17 protein-coding genes are annotated in these 18,834 nt (G+C 43.0%); 15 read left to right on the forward strand and 2 right to left on the reverse strand.

The genetic code is table 11. From position 1 onward, the window contains the following. The first annotated feature begins 123 nt into the window (after nt 1-123). From ompR to hemN, 14 genes are all read left to right on the forward strand, one after another. Entirely contained in the window at nt 124-843 is a 720-nt protein-coding gene (gene ompR / locus ACWPW6_RS01190) for an osmolarity response regulator transcription factor OmpR (RefSeq protein WP_004923581.1), read from the forward strand. Further along, entirely contained in the window at nt 840-2,171 is a 1,332-nt protein-coding gene (gene envZ / locus ACWPW6_RS01195; protein WP_249999673.1) for a two-component system sensor histidine kinase EnvZ, read from the forward strand. Before ompR ends, envZ begins: the two co-directional genes overlap by 4 nt. A gap of 187 nt (nt 2,172-2,358) precedes the next feature. After that, a complete protein-coding gene (locus ACWPW6_RS01200; protein WP_249999675.1) occupies nt 2,359-3,279 on the forward strand; it encodes a hypothetical protein in 921 nt (306 codons plus the stop codon). Between the two features lie 519 nt (nt 3,280-3,798). Beyond that, on the forward strand, nt 3,799-4,842 hold the full coding sequence (gene pstS, locus ACWPW6_RS01205; RefSeq protein ID WP_154624389.1) for a phosphate ABC transporter substrate-binding protein PstS: 1,044 nt from the start codon (nt 3,799-3,801) through the stop codon (nt 4,840-4,842). Nucleotides 4,843-4,953: 111 nt separating this feature from the next. Beyond that, on the forward strand, nt 4,954-5,910 hold the full coding sequence (gene pstC, locus ACWPW6_RS01210; RefSeq protein WP_154624390.1) for a phosphate ABC transporter permease PstC: 957 nt from the start codon (nt 4,954-4,956) through the stop codon (nt 5,908-5,910). A gap of 1 nt (nt 5,911) precedes the next feature. Next, on the forward strand, nt 5,912-6,793 hold the full coding sequence (gene pstA / locus ACWPW6_RS01215) for a phosphate ABC transporter permease PstA (RefSeq protein WP_154624391.1): 882 nt from the start codon (nt 5,912-5,914) through the stop codon (nt 6,791-6,793). Nucleotides 6,794-6,831: 38 nt separating this feature from the next. Then, nucleotides 6,832-7,608, forward strand: a complete 777-nt coding sequence (pstB, locus tag ACWPW6_RS01220; protein WP_154624392.1) for a phosphate ABC transporter ATP-binding protein PstB — start codon at nt 6,832-6,834, stop codon at nt 7,606-7,608. A 13-nt stretch (nt 7,609-7,621) separates the two neighbouring features. Continuing rightward, a complete protein-coding gene (phoU, locus tag ACWPW6_RS01225) occupies nt 7,622-8,335 on the forward strand; it encodes a phosphate signaling complex protein PhoU (RefSeq protein ID WP_154624393.1) in 714 nt (237 codons plus the stop codon). Nucleotides 8,336-8,824: 489 nt separating this feature from the next. After that, on the forward strand, nt 8,825-9,655 hold the full coding sequence (locus ACWPW6_RS01230) for an ABC transporter substrate-binding protein (RefSeq protein ID WP_154624394.1): 831 nt from the start codon (nt 8,825-8,827) through the stop codon (nt 9,653-9,655). Between the two features lie 102 nt (nt 9,656-9,757). Further along, the gene (locus ACWPW6_RS01235) at nt 9,758-10,510 is read left to right on the forward strand and encodes an amino acid ABC transporter permease (RefSeq protein ID WP_154624395.1); all 753 of its coding nucleotides are present in this window, start codon (nt 9,758-9,760) and stop codon (nt 10,508-10,510) included. A gap of 1 nt (nt 10,511) precedes the next feature. Further along, nucleotides 10,512-11,264, forward strand: coding sequence for an amino acid ABC transporter permease (locus ACWPW6_RS01240; protein ID WP_154624396.1), 753 nt, complete (start codon nt 10,512-10,514; stop codon nt 11,262-11,264). Between the two features lie 218 nt (nt 11,265-11,482). After that, on the forward strand, nt 11,483-12,817 hold the full coding sequence (locus ACWPW6_RS01245) for an NCS2 family permease (RefSeq protein ID WP_154624397.1): 1,335 nt from the start codon (nt 11,483-11,485) through the stop codon (nt 12,815-12,817). Between the two features lie 203 nt (nt 12,818-13,020). Next, nucleotides 13,021-13,548 (forward strand): Der GTPase-activating protein YihI, encoded by a 528-nt coding sequence (gene yihI, locus ACWPW6_RS01250; RefSeq protein ID WP_154624398.1) that lies wholly within the window; start codon nt 13,021-13,023, stop codon nt 13,546-13,548. 206 nt (nt 13,549-13,754) lie between these two features. Further along, nucleotides 13,755-15,128 (forward strand): oxygen-independent coproporphyrinogen III oxidase, encoded by a 1,374-nt coding sequence (hemN, locus tag ACWPW6_RS01255; protein WP_154624399.1) that lies wholly within the window; start codon nt 13,755-13,757, stop codon nt 15,126-15,128. A gap of 38 nt (nt 15,129-15,166) precedes the next feature. On the opposite strand, the gene ampC is transcribed toward hemN, so the two are convergent. Next, the gene (gene ampC / locus ACWPW6_RS01260; protein ID WP_410242007.1) at nt 15,167-16,300 is read right to left on the reverse strand and encodes a class C beta-lactamase; all 1,134 of its coding nucleotides are present in this window, start codon (nt 16,298-16,300) and stop codon (nt 15,167-15,169) included. 193 nt (nt 16,301-16,493) lie between these two features. Here ampC and ACWPW6_RS01265 point away from each other — a divergent pair, with 193 nt between their 5' ends. Then, a complete protein-coding gene (locus ACWPW6_RS01265; protein ID WP_154624401.1) occupies nt 16,494-17,372 on the forward strand; it encodes a LysR family transcriptional regulator in 879 nt (292 codons plus the stop codon). Between the two features lie 7 nt (nt 17,373-17,379). On the opposite strand, the gene glnG is transcribed toward ACWPW6_RS01265, so the two are convergent. Beyond that, nucleotides 17,380-18,825: a nitrogen regulation protein NR(I) gene (glnG, locus tag ACWPW6_RS01270; protein ID WP_154624402.1), complete on the reverse strand. Its 1,446-nt coding sequence runs from the start codon at nt 18,823-18,825 to the stop codon at nt 17,380-17,382. Nucleotides 18,826-18,834: the final 9 nt, after the last annotated feature.

Consider the following 18,834-nt stretch of genomic DNA (forward strand, 5'->3'; position numbering starts at 1 on the left):
ATATGATGAGGCGATCATTTAGATAACTGTGAATTTGGTGACACCCATAATTTTTGGGAATGGTGGGTATGCTCTTATTTTTAAAGATAATTTCAATAGATTGCACATCTTGAGGGCTACAAAATGCAAGAAAGTTATAAAGTTCTTGTTGTCGATGATGATATGCGTTTACGTGCCTTACTAGAACGCTATCTCACGGAACAAGGGTTTCAGGTACGTAGTGCCGCCAATGCAGAACAAATGGATAGGATCCTCACGCGAGAATCTATTCATCTTATTGTTTTAGATTTAATGTTGCCGGGTGAAGATGGCCTGTCAATTTGTCGCCGTTTGCGTAGTCAAAATAATCCGATTCCGATTATTATGGTGACGGCAAAAGGTGAAGAAGTTGATCGTATTGTCGGTTTAGAAATTGGTGCCGATGACTACATCCCGAAACCATTTAACCCGCGTGAATTATTGGCGCGTATCCGTGCGGTATTACGTCGTCAAGCAAACGAACTACCTGGTGCACCATCTCAGGATGATGCCATTATCACATTCGGTAAATTTAAACTTAACCTTGGTACTCGTGAAATGTTCCAAGGCGAAGAAAATATGCCTTTAACCAGTGGTGAGTTTGCCGTACTAAAAGTGCTGGTTTCGCATCCAAGGGAACCATTATCTCGTGATAAGCTGATGAGCTTGGCGAGAGGCCGTGAATACAGTGCGATGGAACGTTCAATTGACGTGCAAATCTCACGTTTACGCCGTATGGTTGAAGAAGATCCTGCTCATCCCCGCTATATCCAAACAGTTTGGGGACTGGGTTACGTGTTTGTACCGGACGGTAGTAAAGCATGAAGCGATTGAGGTTCTCTCGCCGTAGTACATTTTCTCGTTCGTTATTTTTGTTCGTTGCCTTATTGTTTGCCAGCCTTGTCACCAGCTATATGGTGGTATTGAACTTTGTTGTGATGCCAAGTTTGCAACAGTTTAATAAAGTACTGGCTTATGAAGTACGAACTTTAATGACGGAAAAGATGGTGCTGCAAGATGGAACCACTGTGCGGGTTTCTCCTGCATTGCGTAAAAAGATTTATAATGAGTTAGGGATCACATTTTATGCCCAATCAGCTGCCATGGAAGAAGGCTTAAATTGGGCTAAAGAATATGATTTCCTCAGTGAAAACATGTCTGAATATATTGGCGGTGAAGCTAAAGCCCGTTTAGAACTTGGCCGCGAATATCCTATTCTTTGGCTAACGTCTTATCTTGCCCCCGATATCTGGGTACGGGTACCTTTGACCGAAATAGGGCAAAACCAATTCTCGCTAGTATTCCGTTATACATTAGCAATCTTTCTGTTTATTTTTGCCGGTGTTTGGCTCTATATCCGTTATCAAAATAAACCCTTACTGGAGCTTGAATACCATGCTGGTCAAGTAGGTAAAGGGGTTATTCTGCCTGCTATGCAGGAAAAAGGCGCCGCAGAGGTAAGAGCCGCAATTCGCTCCTTTAACCATATGGCAGCCGGCATCAAAACACTTGAAAATGACCGTACTATATTAATGGCAGGGGTCAGCCACGACCTCCGTACACCATTAACACGCATACGTTTAGCGACGGAAATGATGAGTCCAGAAGATGGTTATCTTGCTGAATCCATCAATAAAGATATTGAAGAGTGCGATGCGATCATTGGTCAATTCATGGACTACCTGAAGACCGGTCAAGAAATGAATATGGAGTTCTGTGACCTGAATGCAATCTTAAATGAAGCCGTCACCGCGGAAAGCAGTGTTACAGGTGAAATTGAAACGGCATTTGAGCCAGGTAATCTGATTGTGAATGCCAATCCATTGGCGATTAAGCGGGCAATTACGAATATGATCGTGAATGCCTATCGTTATGGTAATGGTTGGATTAAAGTCAGCAGTGGTAAAAACGAAGACTCAGTCTGGTTCCAAGTGGAAGATGATGGTGCAGGAATTAAGGAAGAGGATATCCAACGTCTCTTTCAACCGTTTGTGCAAGGGGAAAAAGCGCGTAGCAATAAGGGAACAGGCCTTGGCTTAGCGATTATCCGCCGTATTGTCGACGCCCATGAGGGCAGTATCGAAATTCATAAAAGCGAACGGGGGGGTTTTGCCATTCGCGCGCTGTTACCATTGAAAGAAAAAGAAGAATAACAGGCTGTTAGTGAAATGAGCTGTCAGCCTATCTCATCTCTTTAACTAAAATATTCTTAAATTGTATTCATTCCTAATTATTTACCTCATAAAACATGCCGTTTATAAATAAAATAATCGTTATATAAAAGACTCAGCAATTGTTTCGTTTGGATAATAGATCCAAATAAAATAATTGGGTGAATCTATGCAGATTAATTTTTTTAAAACGATCCGTTCTTCTCAAAGTCAAAATGCATGCGCGAGGATAGAAGGAAAGGGAGACCAATCTGCCCTATTTCAAAAAATAAAGCGTACACGATGTACCATAATAGGGTTCTTTCAAGAACCTAAAAAGGTGGCTACACCGGTGACGTGGGGTCGACAACTGACCGCGGTTATCCAATCACCGGAACATCAATTGGCAACATCAAAATCACCGCTATCTATTCCAGTACCGCCGCCAATGCCTGAGTTTGGTACTCCGCTTGCTCAACCAACAAAAGCAGGGAAAATAGGGATGGGGCAAGTGTTTGCGGAGCTAAAAAGTTGTCAGGCTTTTATCAATCATGCCAAAAAGCGTGAGGGGCTTGAAAAAAACGCAGTGGCTTCAACCGATACGCCACCGCCCCCTCCGCCGATGGCAAAGTTTCTGGGTATTGGCAAAATGACTGTTGCTCCGCAAACTCAGGGGGAAAAAACCGGCATGGCACAAGTGCTGGCGGAGCTAAAAAACCATCAGGTTTTTATCAATAATGCCAAAAAGTGTGAGGGAGTTGAAGAGACCTCAGTGGCTCCAACCGATACGCCACCGCCCCCTCCGCCGATGGCAAAGTTTCTGGGCATTGGCAAAATGGCTGTTGCTCCGCAAACTCAGGGGGAGAAAACCGGTATGACGCAAGTGCTGGCAGAACTGAAAAATCATCAAGTTTTTATCAATAATGCCAAAAAGTATGAGGGGCTTGAAGAAACCTCAGTGACTTCAATCGATACGCCACCGCCCCCTCCGCCACTGAAAGGCATCCACAAAATGACGACGCCCTCTCAAACTCAGGGAAAGAAAGTCGGTATGGAGCAAGTGCTGGCTGAGCTTAAGGAGTATATGCTGCACAAAGCAAATAAAGAATAATGTCGGTCTATGTGTATTTTGAAATTGGATATAAGATCGATTATTGTCGCTAACGTGCTCATTTTACGCGTCAATGGGCACGTCATGGCGGTTTGCTTGTTAGGTGTTTAACCATCGTTATTTGCTGTAGCGCTTAGAAAATCATAAAGCGCGTATCTTGCAATGAACTGTTATCTATCCCCTCATGACAAGTGTATGCGCTTTTTGCTATGGTGAGCAGAGCAGTATTGATCGATCCTGAGAGGCGGCAAAAAAGAATTGTGCGACTTTTTTATGACAGAGTGTCATTTTTGCCTCATGACAGATTGGCCGAGTATTATATTTCTTACCATCTGATTTTATTGTTAATTTTTTTTATTGGCCTTCCGCTTTGCTTCAATAAATACGCTAAAATAATCAATTGTCATAAAACTGTCATAAATCAGACATGTTGTTGTCATCAAATTGTCCTATTTTTCCTACCGTGACATTTCACCAACAATTTACACTTAATTGTTTCTATACATCCCCGGAGGGATTATGAAAATGATGCGTACAACCTTAGCTAGCGTAATGGCAGCAACTCTTTCAATGACTGCGATGTCTTCTTTTGCTGCCACAAGCTTAACTGGCGCGGGTGCAACATTCCCTGCCCCTGTTTACGCTAAGTGGGCGGACTCTTATCAGAAAGAAACAGGTAATAAAGTGAACTACCAGGGAATCGGTTCTTCTGGTGGCGTTAAACAAATTAATGCGAAAACAGTTGATTTCGGTGCATCTGATGCGCCATTGACTGATGAAAAATTGAAGCAAGATGGCCTGTTCCAGTTCCCAACAGTTATCGGCGGCGTTGTCTTGGCCGTTAATGTGAAAGGTATCCAGTCTGGTCAATTGACATTAGACGGAACGACGTTGGGTGACATCTATCTTGGCAAAATCACCAAATGGAATGACCCCGCAATTGCTAAGCTGAACCCTGATGTTAACTTACCAGACCAAAATATTGCGGTAGTAAGACGTTCTGATGGTTCCGGTACCACTTTTGTCTTCACTAGCTATTTATCGAAAGTGAGTTCAAATTGGAAAAATGACATCGGTGCGGGTTCAACGGTTAATTGGCCGAAAAACAGCGTAGGTGGTAAAGGTAATGATGGCGTTGCAGCCTTCGTTCAACGTCTACCAGGCTCTATCGGTTATGTTGAATATGCTTATGCAAAACAGAATAATCTTGCTTATACTAAACTCGTTTCAGCGGATGGTAAGGTGGTTTCACCAACAGGTGAAAGCTTCAGTGCGGCAGCGAAAAAAGTGGACTGGTCTAAGTCATTCGCTCAAGACCTGACTAACCGTGATGGTGAAAATGCATGGCCAATCACATCCACCACATTTATCTTAGTTCATAAAGATCAAGCGAATGCAGAAAAAGGAAAAGCGGTGCTCGACTTCTTTAACTGGGCTTACGAAAAAGGTGGTCAACAAGCTGAAGCATTAGATTACGCTGTACTACCCGCAGAAGTTGTGACAGCAATACGTGCAGCATGGAAAACAGAAGTTAAAGATAGCCAAGGTAAACCACTGTTTTAATCAGTGAACCTCGGGTTGGCAATGGATGGCGGATGCTTAGGATTAACATCCGCCTTCTGACGTAGTAACTAAATCCTACTAATAAAGTAGGTGTAGGATGAGACAAAGCGCATGGCCGAGAAAACAACGGCATTTAAAGCACCGAGCAAGTCAGGCGATGTGATATTTAGCGCATTGGTAAAAATTGCCGCACTAATCACTTTGTTAATGCTTGGTGGCATCATTATTTCCCTTATTTTTGCCTCGTGGCCGAGTATGCAAAAATTTGGGTTTTCGTTTTTATGGACTAAGGAATGGGATGCACCCGCGGAGGAGTTTGGGGCATTAGTGCCAATTTATGGCACCATTGTGACGTCATTGATCGCCCTGATTATTGCTGTACCCGTCAGTTTTGGTATTGCACTTTTCTTAACGGAACTGGCTCCTAACTGGTTAAAACGCCCTTTAGGTATTGCGATTGAATTGCTCGCAGCAATTCCAAGTATTGTTTACGGTATGTGGGGGCTATTTGTTTTTGCGCCTCTGTTTGCTGAATATTTCCAAGAGCCTGTCGGCAATGTGATGTCAAGTATCCCGATTGTCGGTGAGCTTTTCTCGGGTCCTGCATTCGGGATTGGTATTTTGGCGGCAGGGATTATCCTCGCCATTATGATCATTCCTTACATTGCCTCCGTTATGCGTGACGTATTTGAACAAACACCCGTCATGATGAAAGAGTCGGCATATGGTATTGGTTGTACCACATGGGAAGTGATCTGGAATATTGTTTTACCTTATACCCGTAATGGTGTGATTGGTGGCGTCATGTTAGGCCTTGGCCGTGCTCTTGGCGAAACCATGGCGGTGACCTTTGTCATCGGAAATACTTATCAACTGGATAGCTTCTCGTTATTTATGCCAGGAAACAGTATTACGTCAGCACTAGCGAATGAGTTTGCCGAAGCAGAAAGTGGATTACACACTGCTGCACTGATGGAACTTGGGTTAATTCTCTTTGTTATCACCTTCATTGTTCTGGCGATATCAAAACTCATGGTTATGCGCTTAGCGAAGAACGAGGGCCGTTAATATGTCGACATCTCAACATTTTGTTATTAACGAAAAAGAACGTGCCCGTCGTCAAGCATGGCGTCGTCAGATTAACCGAATGGCCTTATTTGTTTCAATGTTAACCATGGCCTTTGGTCTGTTCTGGCTGGTTTGGATTTTATTTTCAACGGTGACCAAAGGGATTGATGGGATGTCCCTTAACTTGTTCACAGAGATGACTCCGCCACCGAATACTGAAGGTGGTGGCCTCGCTAACGCCATCGTCGGAAGTGGCTTGTTGATTCTGTGGGCAACGGTGATAGGCACCCCTTTAGGTATCTTAGCAGGGATCTATTTGGCAGAGTATGGCCGTAAATCATGGCTCGCTTCTGTAACGCGTTTCATTAATGATATTTTGTTATCTGCACCATCAATTGTTGTAGGTCTGTTTGTCTATACCATTGTGGTTGCACAAATGCAGCACTTCTCTGGCTGGGCAGGCGTTATCGCTTTAGCACTGTTGCAGATTCCGATTGTTATCCGCACAACGGAAAATATGTTGAAACTGGTGCCGGATAGCTTGCGTGAAGCCGCATATGCGTTAGGTACGCCAAAATGGAAAATGATTTTATCTATTACGCTTAAAGCATCTGTATCCGGGATTATTACAGGGATCTTGCTAGCGATTGCTCGTATTGCGGGTGAAACCGCACCATTACTGTTCACTTCTTTGTCGAATCAGTTCTGGAGCACAGATATGAGTGAGCCAATTGCTAACTTGCCTGTGACTATCTTTAAATTTGCGATGAGTCCGTTCTCGGAATGGCAACAACTGGCATGGGCAGGGGTTCTATTAATCACCCTATGTGTCCTGTTAATTAACATTATCGCACGCGTTGTGTTTGCTAAGAAAAAACACTAACACCCGGATTGAATAGAGATTTATAGAGAGAAGTTGCCATGATTAATGCAAATCAGATCGCAAACAGTAAAATTCAAGTACGTGACCTTAACTTTTATTACGGTAAATTCCACGCACTAAAAAATATCTCGTTAGATATTGAAAAAAACAAAGTCACCGCATTTATCGGCCCATCCGGTTGCGGTAAATCAACGCTGCTGCGTACCTTTAATAAAATGTATGAGCTGTACGGTGAGCAGCGAGCAGAAGGTGAGATTCTGCTAGACGGTCAAAATATTTTGACTGATAAACAAGATATCGCGTTATTACGTGCCAAAGTCGGTATGGTATTCCAAAAACCAACACCCTTCCCGATGTCTATTTATGACAACATTGCCTTTGGTGTCCGTTTATTTGAAAAGTTATCGCGTGTTGAGATGGACGAACGTGTTCAGTGGGCGTTAACCAAAGCTGCGCTGTGGAATGAAACCAAAGATAAACTGCATCAAAGTGGTTATAGTCTTTCTGGTGGTCAGCAACAGCGCTTGTGTATCGCTCGTGGTATCGCTATTCGCCCTGAAGTTTTATTATTAGATGAGCCATGTTCAGCCCTTGACCCCATTTCAACTGGGCGTATTGAAGAGTTGATCAGCGAACTCAAATCTGAATATACCGTGGTCATTGTCACTCACAATATGCAACAGGCTGCACGTTGTTCGGATTATACGGCCTTTATGTATTTAGGTGAGTTGATTGAGTTTAATGACACAGACAAGATGTTTACCACACCTGAAAAGAAACAAACCGAAGACTATATTACAGGTCGTTACGGTTGATAGGGAGCCGATTATGGATACGCTGAATCACAACAAACATATTTCTGGGCAGTTCAATGCTGAATTGGAACATATCCATACAGAATTGATGACAATGGGAGGGCTGGTTGAAGAACAGCTCACCAAAGCGATCACTGCCATGCATAATCAGGATGAGGCTCTTGCGCGCGAAGTTATCGAAAATGACCATAAAGTGAATATGATGGAAGTGGCTATTGACGAAGAGTGCGTGAAAATCATTGCTAAGCGTCAGCCAACAGCCAGTGACTTACGCCTCATTATGGCTATTTCAAAAACCATCGCTGAACTCGAACGAATTGGGGATGTTGCCGATAAGATCTGCCAAACAGCATTAGAAAAATTCTCTCATCAACATCAACCTTTGCTGGTTAGCCTTGAGTCATTAGGGCGTCATACGGTACAAATGTTGCATGATGTGCTTGATGCTTTTGCGCGAATGGATTTGGAAGAAGCGATTCGGATTTATCGAGAAGATGAAAAAGTTGACCAAGAATACGAAGGAATAGTACGTCAACTGATGACGTACATGATGGAAGATCCAAGGACGATCCCAAGTGTATTAACGGCATTGTTCTGTGCCCGTTCGATTGAACGTATCGGAGATCGATGCCAAAACATTTGCGAATTCATTTTTTACTATGTGAAAGGGCAAGATTTCCGTCATGTAGGTGGCGATCAATTGGAAAAAATGATCACCAAAAAATAACGGTCAAACTTTGCGTTGTCGCATTGTTGGTTGTCATTACCAACCCCAGTCACAGACTTATGTGTGTGACTGGGGTTTTGTTTTTTATCGCCAGCGTCAACACGTGTGAGTGAGGTTATTGAGCGTCGTTTTCGTTCATTTCGATATGCTTAGAGTGTTTTTATGTGATGCAGATTTTAGGTTTTTGGTGATCTTTTAAAAGACTCCCGTTATCACGCTATTTTCATATGATATTAAACACGGACGAGTTAGTTAGAAAAAACCGTTTATTCATCCTCATTAAAGGTCCTCATAACGATTGTACGCATCAAACAACCCTTAAAGGTAACGTGAATCATTTTACAGACTCTCTTCATTGCTTGGTGACCTATTTTTCTGCGTATATTCTTTTTTGATATAAATATATCATTTAATAGTATTTCAAGAGATAAGCCTTCCTTGATAATTTGTGGTAGTCGATTTACATAAATTTACCGTCAGAGGTGTTCAATGAAAGCTCGCGTTTTAACTACCGCACTACTTGCAGGCCTTGCGCTGGTGGCCAATGTCGCCAATGCAGATAAATTGGATGATATTAAGCAAGCTGGTGTTATTCGTATCTCTGTGTTTGACAGTAATCCACCATTTGGCTTTATTGACCCACAAACAAAAAAACTCGCGGGCTATGATGTTGATATCGCGCAAGCGATAGCCGATGACCTCGGCGTGAAATTGGAATTGCGTCCAACTAACCCAGCTAACCGTATTCCTCTACTGACATCAGGTAAGGTTGATCTCATTGGGGCAAATTTCACAATTACTGACGAACGCGCTAAGCAGGTTGATTTCTCGATTCCGGATTTTGCGACAGGGCAGAAGTTTATTGCTCGCAAAGGGGTCTTGAAAACGCCTGACGATATTGCCCCATTACGTATTGGTGCGGATAAAGGCACGGTACAGGAAGTGACCTTACGTGAGCGTTATCCAAATACGAAAGTGATCTCTTATGATGACACGCCACAAGCATTTGCTGCTTTGCGCAATGGTAATGTCCAAGCGATAACGCAAGATGACGCGAAGTTAGTCGGTCTGCTGGGTAACTTGCCAGAAAAAGTGAAGGCTGATTTTGAAATATCTCCGTTTAGTATCACTCGTGAATATCAAGCGGTTGCAGCAGTAAAAGGTGAAACGCGTTTAATCGAAAATGTGAATAACACCTTGTTGAAATTAGAAAAAGAAGGCAAAGCAGAACAGATTTATAACCGTTGGTTTGGCCCTGATACTAAGGCAGCGCAACCTCGCGGTGAATTCAAATTCGCTCCTCTTGAACAACAAAAATAATGATAACCATCTGATATATCGATTCAATATATTGAATCAGCACTTCAGAATAAATAACCCCGCTCATTATTGCGGGGTTCTTAGTTATACAAGGCAGCAGTTATGTTTGAAAAATTTATTAGCGGCGAATTTTTTTCTCAGCATTTTTTGGCTCCTGAGTATTTGGAATGGTTTGGCTATGGCTTTTTGCTGACGATTTGGATCTCGGTTTGTACCATCATTGCTGCAACGCTATTAGGTTTTGTCGTTGCCGCGGCAAAGGATAGCCAAATTGCCCCGCTACGTTGGGGGGTCAGTGTGTATATTTCCATTTTCCGTAATACACCTTTACTGGTTCAACTGTTTTTTTGGTATTTTGCGTCAGGGGAGATTTTATCATCGGAGATGATGGCATGGCTCAATACACCGCATGAAATCCACGTGGTAGGTATCACGCTGAGCTGGCCTTCATTTGAATTCTTAGCGGGTTTTGTTGGGTTAACATTATATACGGTACCATTTATTGCTGAAGAAATACGCTCAGGGATCCGTGGTGTACGCCAAGGCCAAAAATATGCAGCCTTTGCACTTGGTTTAACGGGATGGCAAGCCATGAAACATGTTGTGTTGCCACAGGCGGTGAAAATCGCCATGCCTCCTTTACTGGGGCAATACATGAATGTTGTTAAGAACTCGTCGTTAACCATGGCAATTGGTGTTGCTGAGCTCTCTTACGTCTCACGCCAAGTGGAAAGCCAAACATTACAAACATTCACTGCATTTGGCCTCGCAACAGTGCTGTATATCGCCATTATTGCGGTTATGGAAGGCTGGGGACAATGGCGAGCGCAACGAAATTTAGTGGAAGGGGTATAAGATGGATTTTTCAGTGATTGAACAAAATTGGCAATATTTGTTATTTGGCGCTTTTCCTGATGGTCCTATAGAAGGTGCAGCCCTTACACTGATTATCAGCTTAATTGCGGGTGCCGCATCGATTGTGCTGGGAACACTTAGCGGTGTTGCATTAGCCATGTTACGAGGGTTTTGGATGAACCTATTCGCGGCTATTTTAGGCTTTTTCCGTGCTATTCCAGTCATTATGCTAATTTTTTGGACCTATTTCTTCTTACCTGTGGTACTCGGAACAGAAATACCGGGCATCGCTTCGGTCGTTTGTGCGCTCGCATTAATCACCTCTGCCTATTTAGCTCATGCTGTAAAAGCAGGTATTCTTGCTATCGGGAAAGGGCAATGGCAGGCCGGATTATCATTAGGCTTTAGCCGTTGGCAAGTTTTATGGCAAATTGTCTTACCGCAAGCATTACGTATGATGGTTCCTTCATTTATTAATCAATGGGTGGCTTTGATTAAAGACACTTCCCTTGCTTACATTGTTGGTGTCGCGGAATTGTCATTTTTGGCGACACAAGTGAATAACCGTGAAATGGTGTATCCACTCGAAATTTTCTTATTTGTTGCCTTTATTTATTTTGTTATGTGCTTAACGTTAGAGATGATCGCGAACTTCGTGGCAAAACGTTTAAATAGTCATCAAGGGGCTAAACCATTTGCGCCAAAGCGTGCCTTGCTATTTTGGCGTAGACAAAAACTACTCGCGTTATCTTAATCAATTCAAGGTGGCGATTGCTGATGGGGTCGCCACTGCTTATGCAAATTTTATTTTTCTACTGTCTATTTCAATTCATCTTGTTGTATCAGTAAGTTAACTCATTTATGGATCTTTGATTTACGCAAACGTTTTCTTTTTTTCATTTTAACGGTAACACTCTCGATTTGTTTGTTGTAGGATAGGGCGAAAAAAACTTTTTTTGGGCGCTATATCTAATGAGTAATCAATCTTCTAGCTCTGGACAACAACAGGGTCTGTTTCAACGCGTGTTTAAATTACAAGAACACGGGACAACGGCGAAAACAGAAGTCGTTGCGGGCTTCACCACCTTTCTCACAATGGTCTACATTGTCTTTGTTAACCCTCAAATCTTATCTGTCGCTGGGATGGATATTAAAGCTGTTTTCGTCACCACCTGCTTAATCGCGGCGATAGGCAGTATTCTTATGGGGCTGTTGGCAAATCTGCCAATCGCAGTAGCTCCAGCGATGGGGCTAAATGCTTTTTTTGCGTTTGTCGTCGTCAGTGCGATGGGGTATTCATGGCAAGTGGCGATGGGGGCTGTATTTTGGGGAGCCGTTGGCTTATTCATTTTGACCCTATTCCGTATTCGTTATTGGATCATCGCGAATATTCCATTAAGTTTACGCGTTGGTATCACCAGTGGTATCGGACTGTTCATTGCGATGATGGGGCTGAAGAACTCGGGTATTATTGTGGCGAACCCAGATACACTCGTCTCTATCGGTAACTTTACCCAACATAACGTGTGGTTAGGGGCTTTGGGCTTTTTCATTATTGCGATCCTAGCGGCACGTAATATCCATGCGGCAGTGCTGGTCTCCATTGTGATCACAACCTTAATTGGCCTTGCATTAGGGGATGTGCAGTTCAATGGTATCTTCTCTATGCCGCCGAGCGTGATGACCGTTGTTGGCCAAGTTGATATTATGGGATCCTTGGATTTAGCGTTATCAGGCGTTATTTTTGCTTTTATGTTAGTTAACTTATTTGACTCTTCGGGCACCATGATTGGTGTGACAGATAAAGCTGGGATCACGGATGCGCGTGGAACTTTCCCTCGCATGAAGCAGGCGCTCTATGTCGACAGCCTCAGTTCTGTCGCGGGTTCGGCGATGGGAACCTCCTCCGTTACTGCTTATATTGAAAGCTCTTCTGGCGTGTCGGTTGGCGGACGTACAGGGTTAACTGCCATTGTGGTTGGTGTGTTATTCCTATTGACCATGTTTATCTCACCACTAGCGGGTATGGTTCCTGCTTATGCGACAGCTGGCGCGCTGATCTACGTTGGGGTGTTGATGACATCAAGTTTAACGCGTGTGAAATGGGATGACTTAACGGAATCAGTTCCTGCATTTATTACTGCGGTGATGATGCCCTTTAGTTTTTCGATCACGGAAGGGATCGCGTTAGGCTTTATCGCTTATTGCGCAATGAAAGTGGGTACCGGCCGCTGGCGCGAGTTGGGGCCATGCGTCATTTTAGTTTCCGTTTTATTTATTTTAAAAATGGTTTTAGTTGACGCTTAATCTTCTTTCCTATCAAACGGCTCCAATCGTCGGAGCCGTTTTGTTTATCAACTCCTCTCTATGACAGCCAATTCGAGCTATAATCAACAAAGCTGCCATGCAAAATACAAAAAAACCGTTTTAATTGCTGCGCAAATGCTTTCACAGCTTGAGGGATTCTGCTAGATTCCGCAGCAGAAACTGACTTATCAAGGTATCAGACCATGAATTCACCAAAAAAACCGGCAAGTAAAACTGCTAGCAAAACGAAGAAAAAGTATCGCAAAACAAAAGAAGAGCTCAATGCAGAAGGGCGTGAGCGTAAGCGCCAGAAAAAGCATCGTGGCAATAAATCGGGGGCTCGCTATCAAGAAAAATCGTCTAATAGTCAGTCTGGCAAGCAAAACGACAGCCTTGACCCACGCCTTGGTAGCAAAAAACCAGTCCCATTGGTGGTTGATGCAAATGCCGTTTCCACACGTACGACGCCAGTAAAAGAGCCTGTCGCAAAAGTGAAATTATCACCCGAGCAAGAGCTAGAAATGCTGGAGCAGGACGATCGTTTAGATAGCTTATTAGCGCGTTTAGAAGAGGGTGAAACGGTCACCACGGAAGAGCAAAAATACATTGATACTTGTTTAGACCGTATTGATGAGTTGATGTCTATTCTGGGTATCGAACTCACTGATGAAGAAGAAGAGGAAGATGAAGAAAAACTGGATGACATTATGCGCATCTTGAAAAGTAAATAAGCGTCTTTTTCACTCCCCCTGCTTGCTGGGGGGAGTATTGAACAAATTTCATTCAAACTGTATCACTTTTGGTGTTGCATCAACTCTCACCGCCCAATCACAAGTTATAATTTCTTTTATGTTATTATGTCGTGTATATAAGTTAGCCAATAAAAAAACATAAGATGTGGCCTGTAAACCGGCATTCGGCCAATTAAGGAATGTTAATGTCAGAGCAAAATATCGTTTGGGATCTTTCTCTTATCCAAAAATATAATTATTCAGGACCCCGCTATACGTCATACCCGACGGCCTTAGAGTTTAATCAGTCGTATGATGAACGTGCATTCGTGGCGGCAACGCAACGCTATCCTGAAAATCCATTATCGCTCTATGTTCACATTCCATTCTGCCATAAGCTCTGTTATTTTTGTGGCTGTAATAAGCTAGTGACACGGCAAAAGCATAAAGCAGATGAATATTTACAAGTTATTGAAAAAGAAATTATTCAGCGTGCCGCACTATTAAAAAATCGCACTGTGACGCAAATGCATTGGGGAGGAGGAACTCCAACCTATCTCGATAAAGCTCAAGTGAGCCATCTTGTCGCACTATTAAAAAAACATTTTCATTTCTCAAACGATGTTGAAATGTCGATTGAAGTTGATCCGCGTGAAATTGAACTCGACATGATCGATCACTTGCGGAGTGAAGGATTTAATCGCCTAAGTATGGGCGTGCAAGATTTTAATAAAGAAGTTCAGGTCTTGGTGAACCGCGAGCAGGATGAGGATTTCATTTTTGCGTTGATTAATCGAGCAAAAGAAACGGGGTTTACATCAACGAGTATTGACCTTATTTATGGGTTACCCAAACAGACACCAGAAAGCTTTGCTTTCACTCTGCAAAAAGTGATTGAGTTGTCGCCTGACCGCCTGAGCGTATTCAATTATGCACATCTACCAAACCTCTTTGCTGCACAGCGTAAAATTAAAGATGACGATTTACCGAGCGCAGAGCAAAAACTCGATATCTTGCAAGAAACGATCGCGACATTAACGTCACAAGGCTATCAATTTATTGGTATGGACCACTTTGCGAAGCCACAAGATGAGTTAGCGATAGCACAGCGCGAAGGCGTTTTACACCGTAATTTCCAAGGTTACACCACGCAAGGGAACTGTGATTTGTTAGGTTTAGGCGTGTCTGCTATCAGCATGCTTGGGGATAGCTACGCTCAGAACCAAAAAGATTTAAAAACTTATTATGCGCAGGTTGAAGAGCAAGGTCATGCGTTGTGGCGTGGTTTAGTATTAACCGATGACGATTGTTTGCGTCGAGATGTGATTAAGACGCTAATTTGTAATTTTCAGCTTCAATATGCACAAATTGAATCTCTTTATCCCATTAACTTTAAAGAATATTTCTCGGAAGACTTAGCCTTGTTAAAACCGATGGCGGAAGATGGGTTAGTTGAAATAACAAATACAGCAATTAAGGTATCCCCTCAAGGCCGTTTGTTGATTCGAAATATTTGTATGTGTTTCGATGTTTATTTACGCAATCAAATGCGTCAACGTCAATTTTCTCGAGTGATATAACCGATTGTGGCTCCGTGTTATGACGGAGCCATTGTCTTTTAACGAGCGATCTTTTCTAATAGTTGATAAGTCGCTGTAATGCGCTGAGGGATAGGTATCCATTTATTGGATAACATCACAATGGCAATTTTTTCTTCTGGAATAAATACAGCGTATGTGGCGAAGCCATTCGTTGAACCCGTTTTGTTATAATAAGCACGTATTTCTGGCGCCATAGCGGGTTTGATCAACTCAACTTTTTGCGGCTTTAGTGCCATATCATCACGATTACCCTGAAGCAATTGCGCCAAAGAAACTGGCCATGGATAGCTTTCCCACATCATATCTTGTACAAAAGAATCTGTGAGATAAACGCCTGTATGCGTATTTTCAACCGCCTCTTGCCAAGGTTTAGCCACTTTAATGGTCTGCATATTGATCTCTAAATAACGGATCAAATCTTTAGCATTTGATTTTAAGCCATAGGCTTCAGCATCAAGGATTTCAGGGGTAACTCGAACGGGTTGATCTTGCTTGTTATACCCTTGTGCATAATATTTTTCTTGGTTTTTAGGGACATGAATATAAGTATGTTTTAATCCAAGTGAAGGAAGCATCAATTTTTCCATCGCTTGAGAAAATGGCATATCAAGTTGTTTGGCTGTTACGATGCCGAGCAACCCAACGCCAAGGTTTGAATAAGCGCGATATTGCCCAACGTTGTGCTCAGGAAGCCACTTTTGATAGTACTCGATCAGTTGCTTGTCAGTAGTGACACCATTTGGCACAAATAACGATAGACCTGACGTATGGGTTGCTAAATTCATCACGCTAACATTATCAAAAGCACTGCCTGTTAGCTCAGGTAAGTAATGGCTGACAGGTTGGCTGAAATCTAACTTACCTTGTGTTTGAGCATAAGCGGCAAGCGTTGCTGTGAAAGTTTTTGATAATGACCCGATTTCATACAATGTTCTATCCGAAACAGGTCGTTGGGTCTGCTTTGACTGTACACCATAGTGGTAAATTCTTTGCTGTCCATCCACAGAAATAGCAATAGACATCCCGGGAATATTTTCTTGCTTCATCAGCGGTTTGATAATGTCATCAACCGCTTGTTGTGTCATCGCTGACGCTGAAAGTGAAGTAAAGGCTAAACTCAAAGCGACAAAAAGCCGTCCCTGACGAAAAATATTTTTCATAGAGTTATCCGTTAAAGTAAAAGTTTTCGTTGTTACTGACAAAATTCAGGTATGCTAATCCTTCAACATCAAATTTGTTGTAGAGTCGATGAATTCTGCATGTACTGGTGATTGGTAGAAAGTATGCCTATTTCCAACTCTGATTTAAAACGATATAAAATTCGATGAGGCAAAAGAAAAACTTATGTCAGGAAATTATCGTCATCGCCTTCCTCTAAATGCGTTGAGGGCATTCGAAGCTTCTGCCAGACATTTAAGCTTTACGCGAGCAGGTTTGGAACTGAATGTCACGCAAGCGGCGGTAAGCCAGCAGGTTCGCCTACTGGAAGAGCAACTTGGATTAGAGTTATTTGTTCGTTTACCTAGAGGGCTGGCATTAACCGATGAGGGGCTTGCTTTACTTCCTGTTTTGAGTCGCTCTTTTGACCAAATAGAGTCATTATTGCAACAGTTTGAGGATGGTCATTATCACGAAGTACTGAGTGTGTCAGTCGTGGGAACTTTTGCTGTAGGCTGGTTGTTACCCCGTTTACCTGCTTTTACTGAGTTATACCCTTATATTGATTTGCGTATTATGACCCATAATAACGTGGTCAATTTAGCCGCAGAAGGGGTTGATTTCGCTATTCGTTTCGGTGAGGGGTTATGGCCATTAGCTGAAAATACGCCGTTATTTCCGGCCGCCCATACTGTGCTTTGTTCTGAAAAAATAGCCCATAAATTGACCCATCCTTTGGACCTAAAAGAGCACCGTCTAATGCGTTCTTATCGTAAAGATGAATGGGAAAAATGGCAGATTGTAGCGGGACTTGAGCCGTGGCGTGTCAAAGGACCCATATTTGATTCCTCGCGCTTAATGGTTGAAGCAGCATTGCTGACCGACAGCGTAGCCCTTGCACCAAGTTGCATGTTTGAGCATGAATTAAGTGCGGGAACCTTAGTTCAACCATTTGATATCAGTGTAACACTCGGGGGATATTGGCTGAGCCGTTTAAAATCTCGCCCAATAACCCCAGCAATGGTGATTTTTCAAAATTGGTTACTGACTGAAGTTAAATCGTGATAAAGGGTTACTCGATGCCTAGCTCTTTTAATTTTCGAGTTAATGTATTGCGACCCCATCCAAGTAAACGAGCAGCCTCTTGTTTATGTCCATGAGTATGCTTAAGTGCACAGCTCAGCATGGTGTATTCCATTAACGGTACTGTTTGTGCAAGCAAATTTTCTTTCCCTTCCGCGAGAGCGTCTTGAGTCCATTGCTCAAGTAATTCAAACCATGCTGTATTATTGCTTGCGACATAATGGCGTGTCGTGGATTCAGTGGATGCATCATTTTGCTGCTGGTGACCGAGTAAATCTTCAGGTAAGTCTTGTGGCAAAATTTCTTGGCTTGCCGCCATCACGGTGAGCCAGCGACACACGTTTTCCAATTGCCTGACATTACCGGGCCAATGATAGTGTTGTAAAAGACGTTCACTCTCTGGATGCAGCAATTTGCTATCAACCCCAAGCTCTTTGGCGGTATTTTGCAAGAAATAGTATGCAAGGCGGGGAATGTCCTCGATTCTTTCTCGTAATGGTGGGAGTTGCACACGAATGACATTTAAGCGATGGAATAAATCATCACGGAACAACCCTTCTTTAACCCTTTTCTCAAGATCTTGGTGAGTCGCAGCAATAATACGGACATCCACTTTTACAGGAGTATAGCCACCTATACGATAAAATTGCCCCTCCGCAAGTACCCTCAGTAGCCGCGTTTGGATATCGAGTGGCATATCACCAATCTCATCCAAGAATAGAGAACCGCCATTTGCTTGTTCGAAACGACCTTGCCTAACTTGTGTGGCACCGGTGAATGCCCCCTTTTCGTGACCAAAAAGTTCAGATTCAATCAGGTCTTTAGGGATGGCCGCCATATTTAGTGCAATAAAAGGCCCGTTGGCTCTAGGGCTATGTTGGTGTAGCGCATGAGCCACTAATTCTTTACCTGTTCCTGATTCACCATTAATTAGCACACTAATTGATGAGCGAGAGAGACGACCGATAATACGGTAGACCTCTTGCATAGCAGGAGCCTCACCTATCATGGTTGAAGAGACGCTTTCCATTTTTTGTTTGGGGTCACGTTCGACATGATTTTGTTCACGACTATGATTTAAGGCGCGTTCAACCAACGCAACGGTTTCATCAATGTCAAAAGGCTTAGGTAGATAATCAAAAGCGCCCGATTGGTATGCATTCACCGCGGCATCAAGGTCAGAGTGCGCTGTCATAATAATAATGGGTAATAATGGGTGTGACTGTTTTAGCTGAGTGAGAAGGGCTAAACCATCCACACCAGGCATACGAATATCCGATAACAAAACATCAGGTTGGTCATGTGTTAGCGCCGCGAGGACGCTATCTGCGCTATCAAAACAGGTGCAATGAAAAGAGGCACTATTTAATGCACGCTCAAGTACCCAACGAATAGAACTGTCATCATCAACAACCCAGATTTTTCCCTGTTGCATTGTTATCTC

The sequence above is a fragment of the Providencia sp. Marseille-Q8014 genome, assembly GCF_965112055.1.

Coding starts and splice junctions, on each gene's coding strand:
- pstC (WP_154624390.1), top strand. CDS start 4,954: ATGGCCGAGAAAACAACGGCATTTAAAGCACCGAGCAAGTCAGGCGAT.
- ACWPW6_RS01265 (WP_154624401.1), top strand. CDS start 16,494: ATGTCAGGAAATTATCGTCATCGCCTTCCTCTAAATGCGTTGAGGGCA.
- pstB (WP_154624392.1), top strand. CDS start 6,832: ATGATTAATGCAAATCAGATCGCAAACAGTAAAATTCAAGTACGTGAC.
- ACWPW6_RS01200 (WP_249999675.1), top strand. CDS start 2,359: ATGCAGATTAATTTTTTTAAAACGATCCGTTCTTCTCAAAGTCAAAAT.
- hemN (WP_154624399.1), top strand. CDS start 13,755: ATGTCAGAGCAAAATATCGTTTGGGATCTTTCTCTTATCCAAAAATAT.
- envZ (WP_249999673.1), top strand. CDS start 840: ATGAAGCGATTGAGGTTCTCTCGCCGTAGTACATTTTCTCGTTCGTTA.
- ompR (WP_004923581.1), top strand. CDS start 124: ATGCAAGAAAGTTATAAAGTTCTTGTTGTCGATGATGATATGCGTTTA.
- ACWPW6_RS01230 (WP_154624394.1), top strand. CDS start 8,825: ATGAAAGCTCGCGTTTTAACTACCGCACTACTTGCAGGCCTTGCGCTG.
- yihI (WP_154624398.1), top strand. CDS start 13,021: ATGAATTCACCAAAAAAACCGGCAAGTAAAACTGCTAGCAAAACGAAG.
- pstA (WP_154624391.1), top strand. CDS start 5,912: ATGTCGACATCTCAACATTTTGTTATTAACGAAAAAGAACGTGCCCGT.
- phoU (WP_154624393.1), top strand. CDS start 7,622: ATGGATACGCTGAATCACAACAAACATATTTCTGGGCAGTTCAATGCT.
- ACWPW6_RS01245 (WP_154624397.1), top strand. CDS start 11,483: ATGAGTAATCAATCTTCTAGCTCTGGACAACAACAGGGTCTGTTTCAA.
- ACWPW6_RS01240 (WP_154624396.1), top strand. CDS start 10,512: ATGGATTTTTCAGTGATTGAACAAAATTGGCAATATTTGTTATTTGGC.
- ACWPW6_RS01235 (WP_154624395.1), top strand. CDS start 9,758: ATGTTTGAAAAATTTATTAGCGGCGAATTTTTTTCTCAGCATTTTTTG.
- pstS (WP_154624389.1), top strand. CDS start 3,799: ATGAAAATGATGCGTACAACCTTAGCTAGCGTAATGGCAGCAACTCTT.
- glnG (WP_154624402.1), bottom strand. CDS start 18,825: ATGCAACAGGGAAAAATCTGGGTTGTTGATGATGACAGTTCTATTCGT.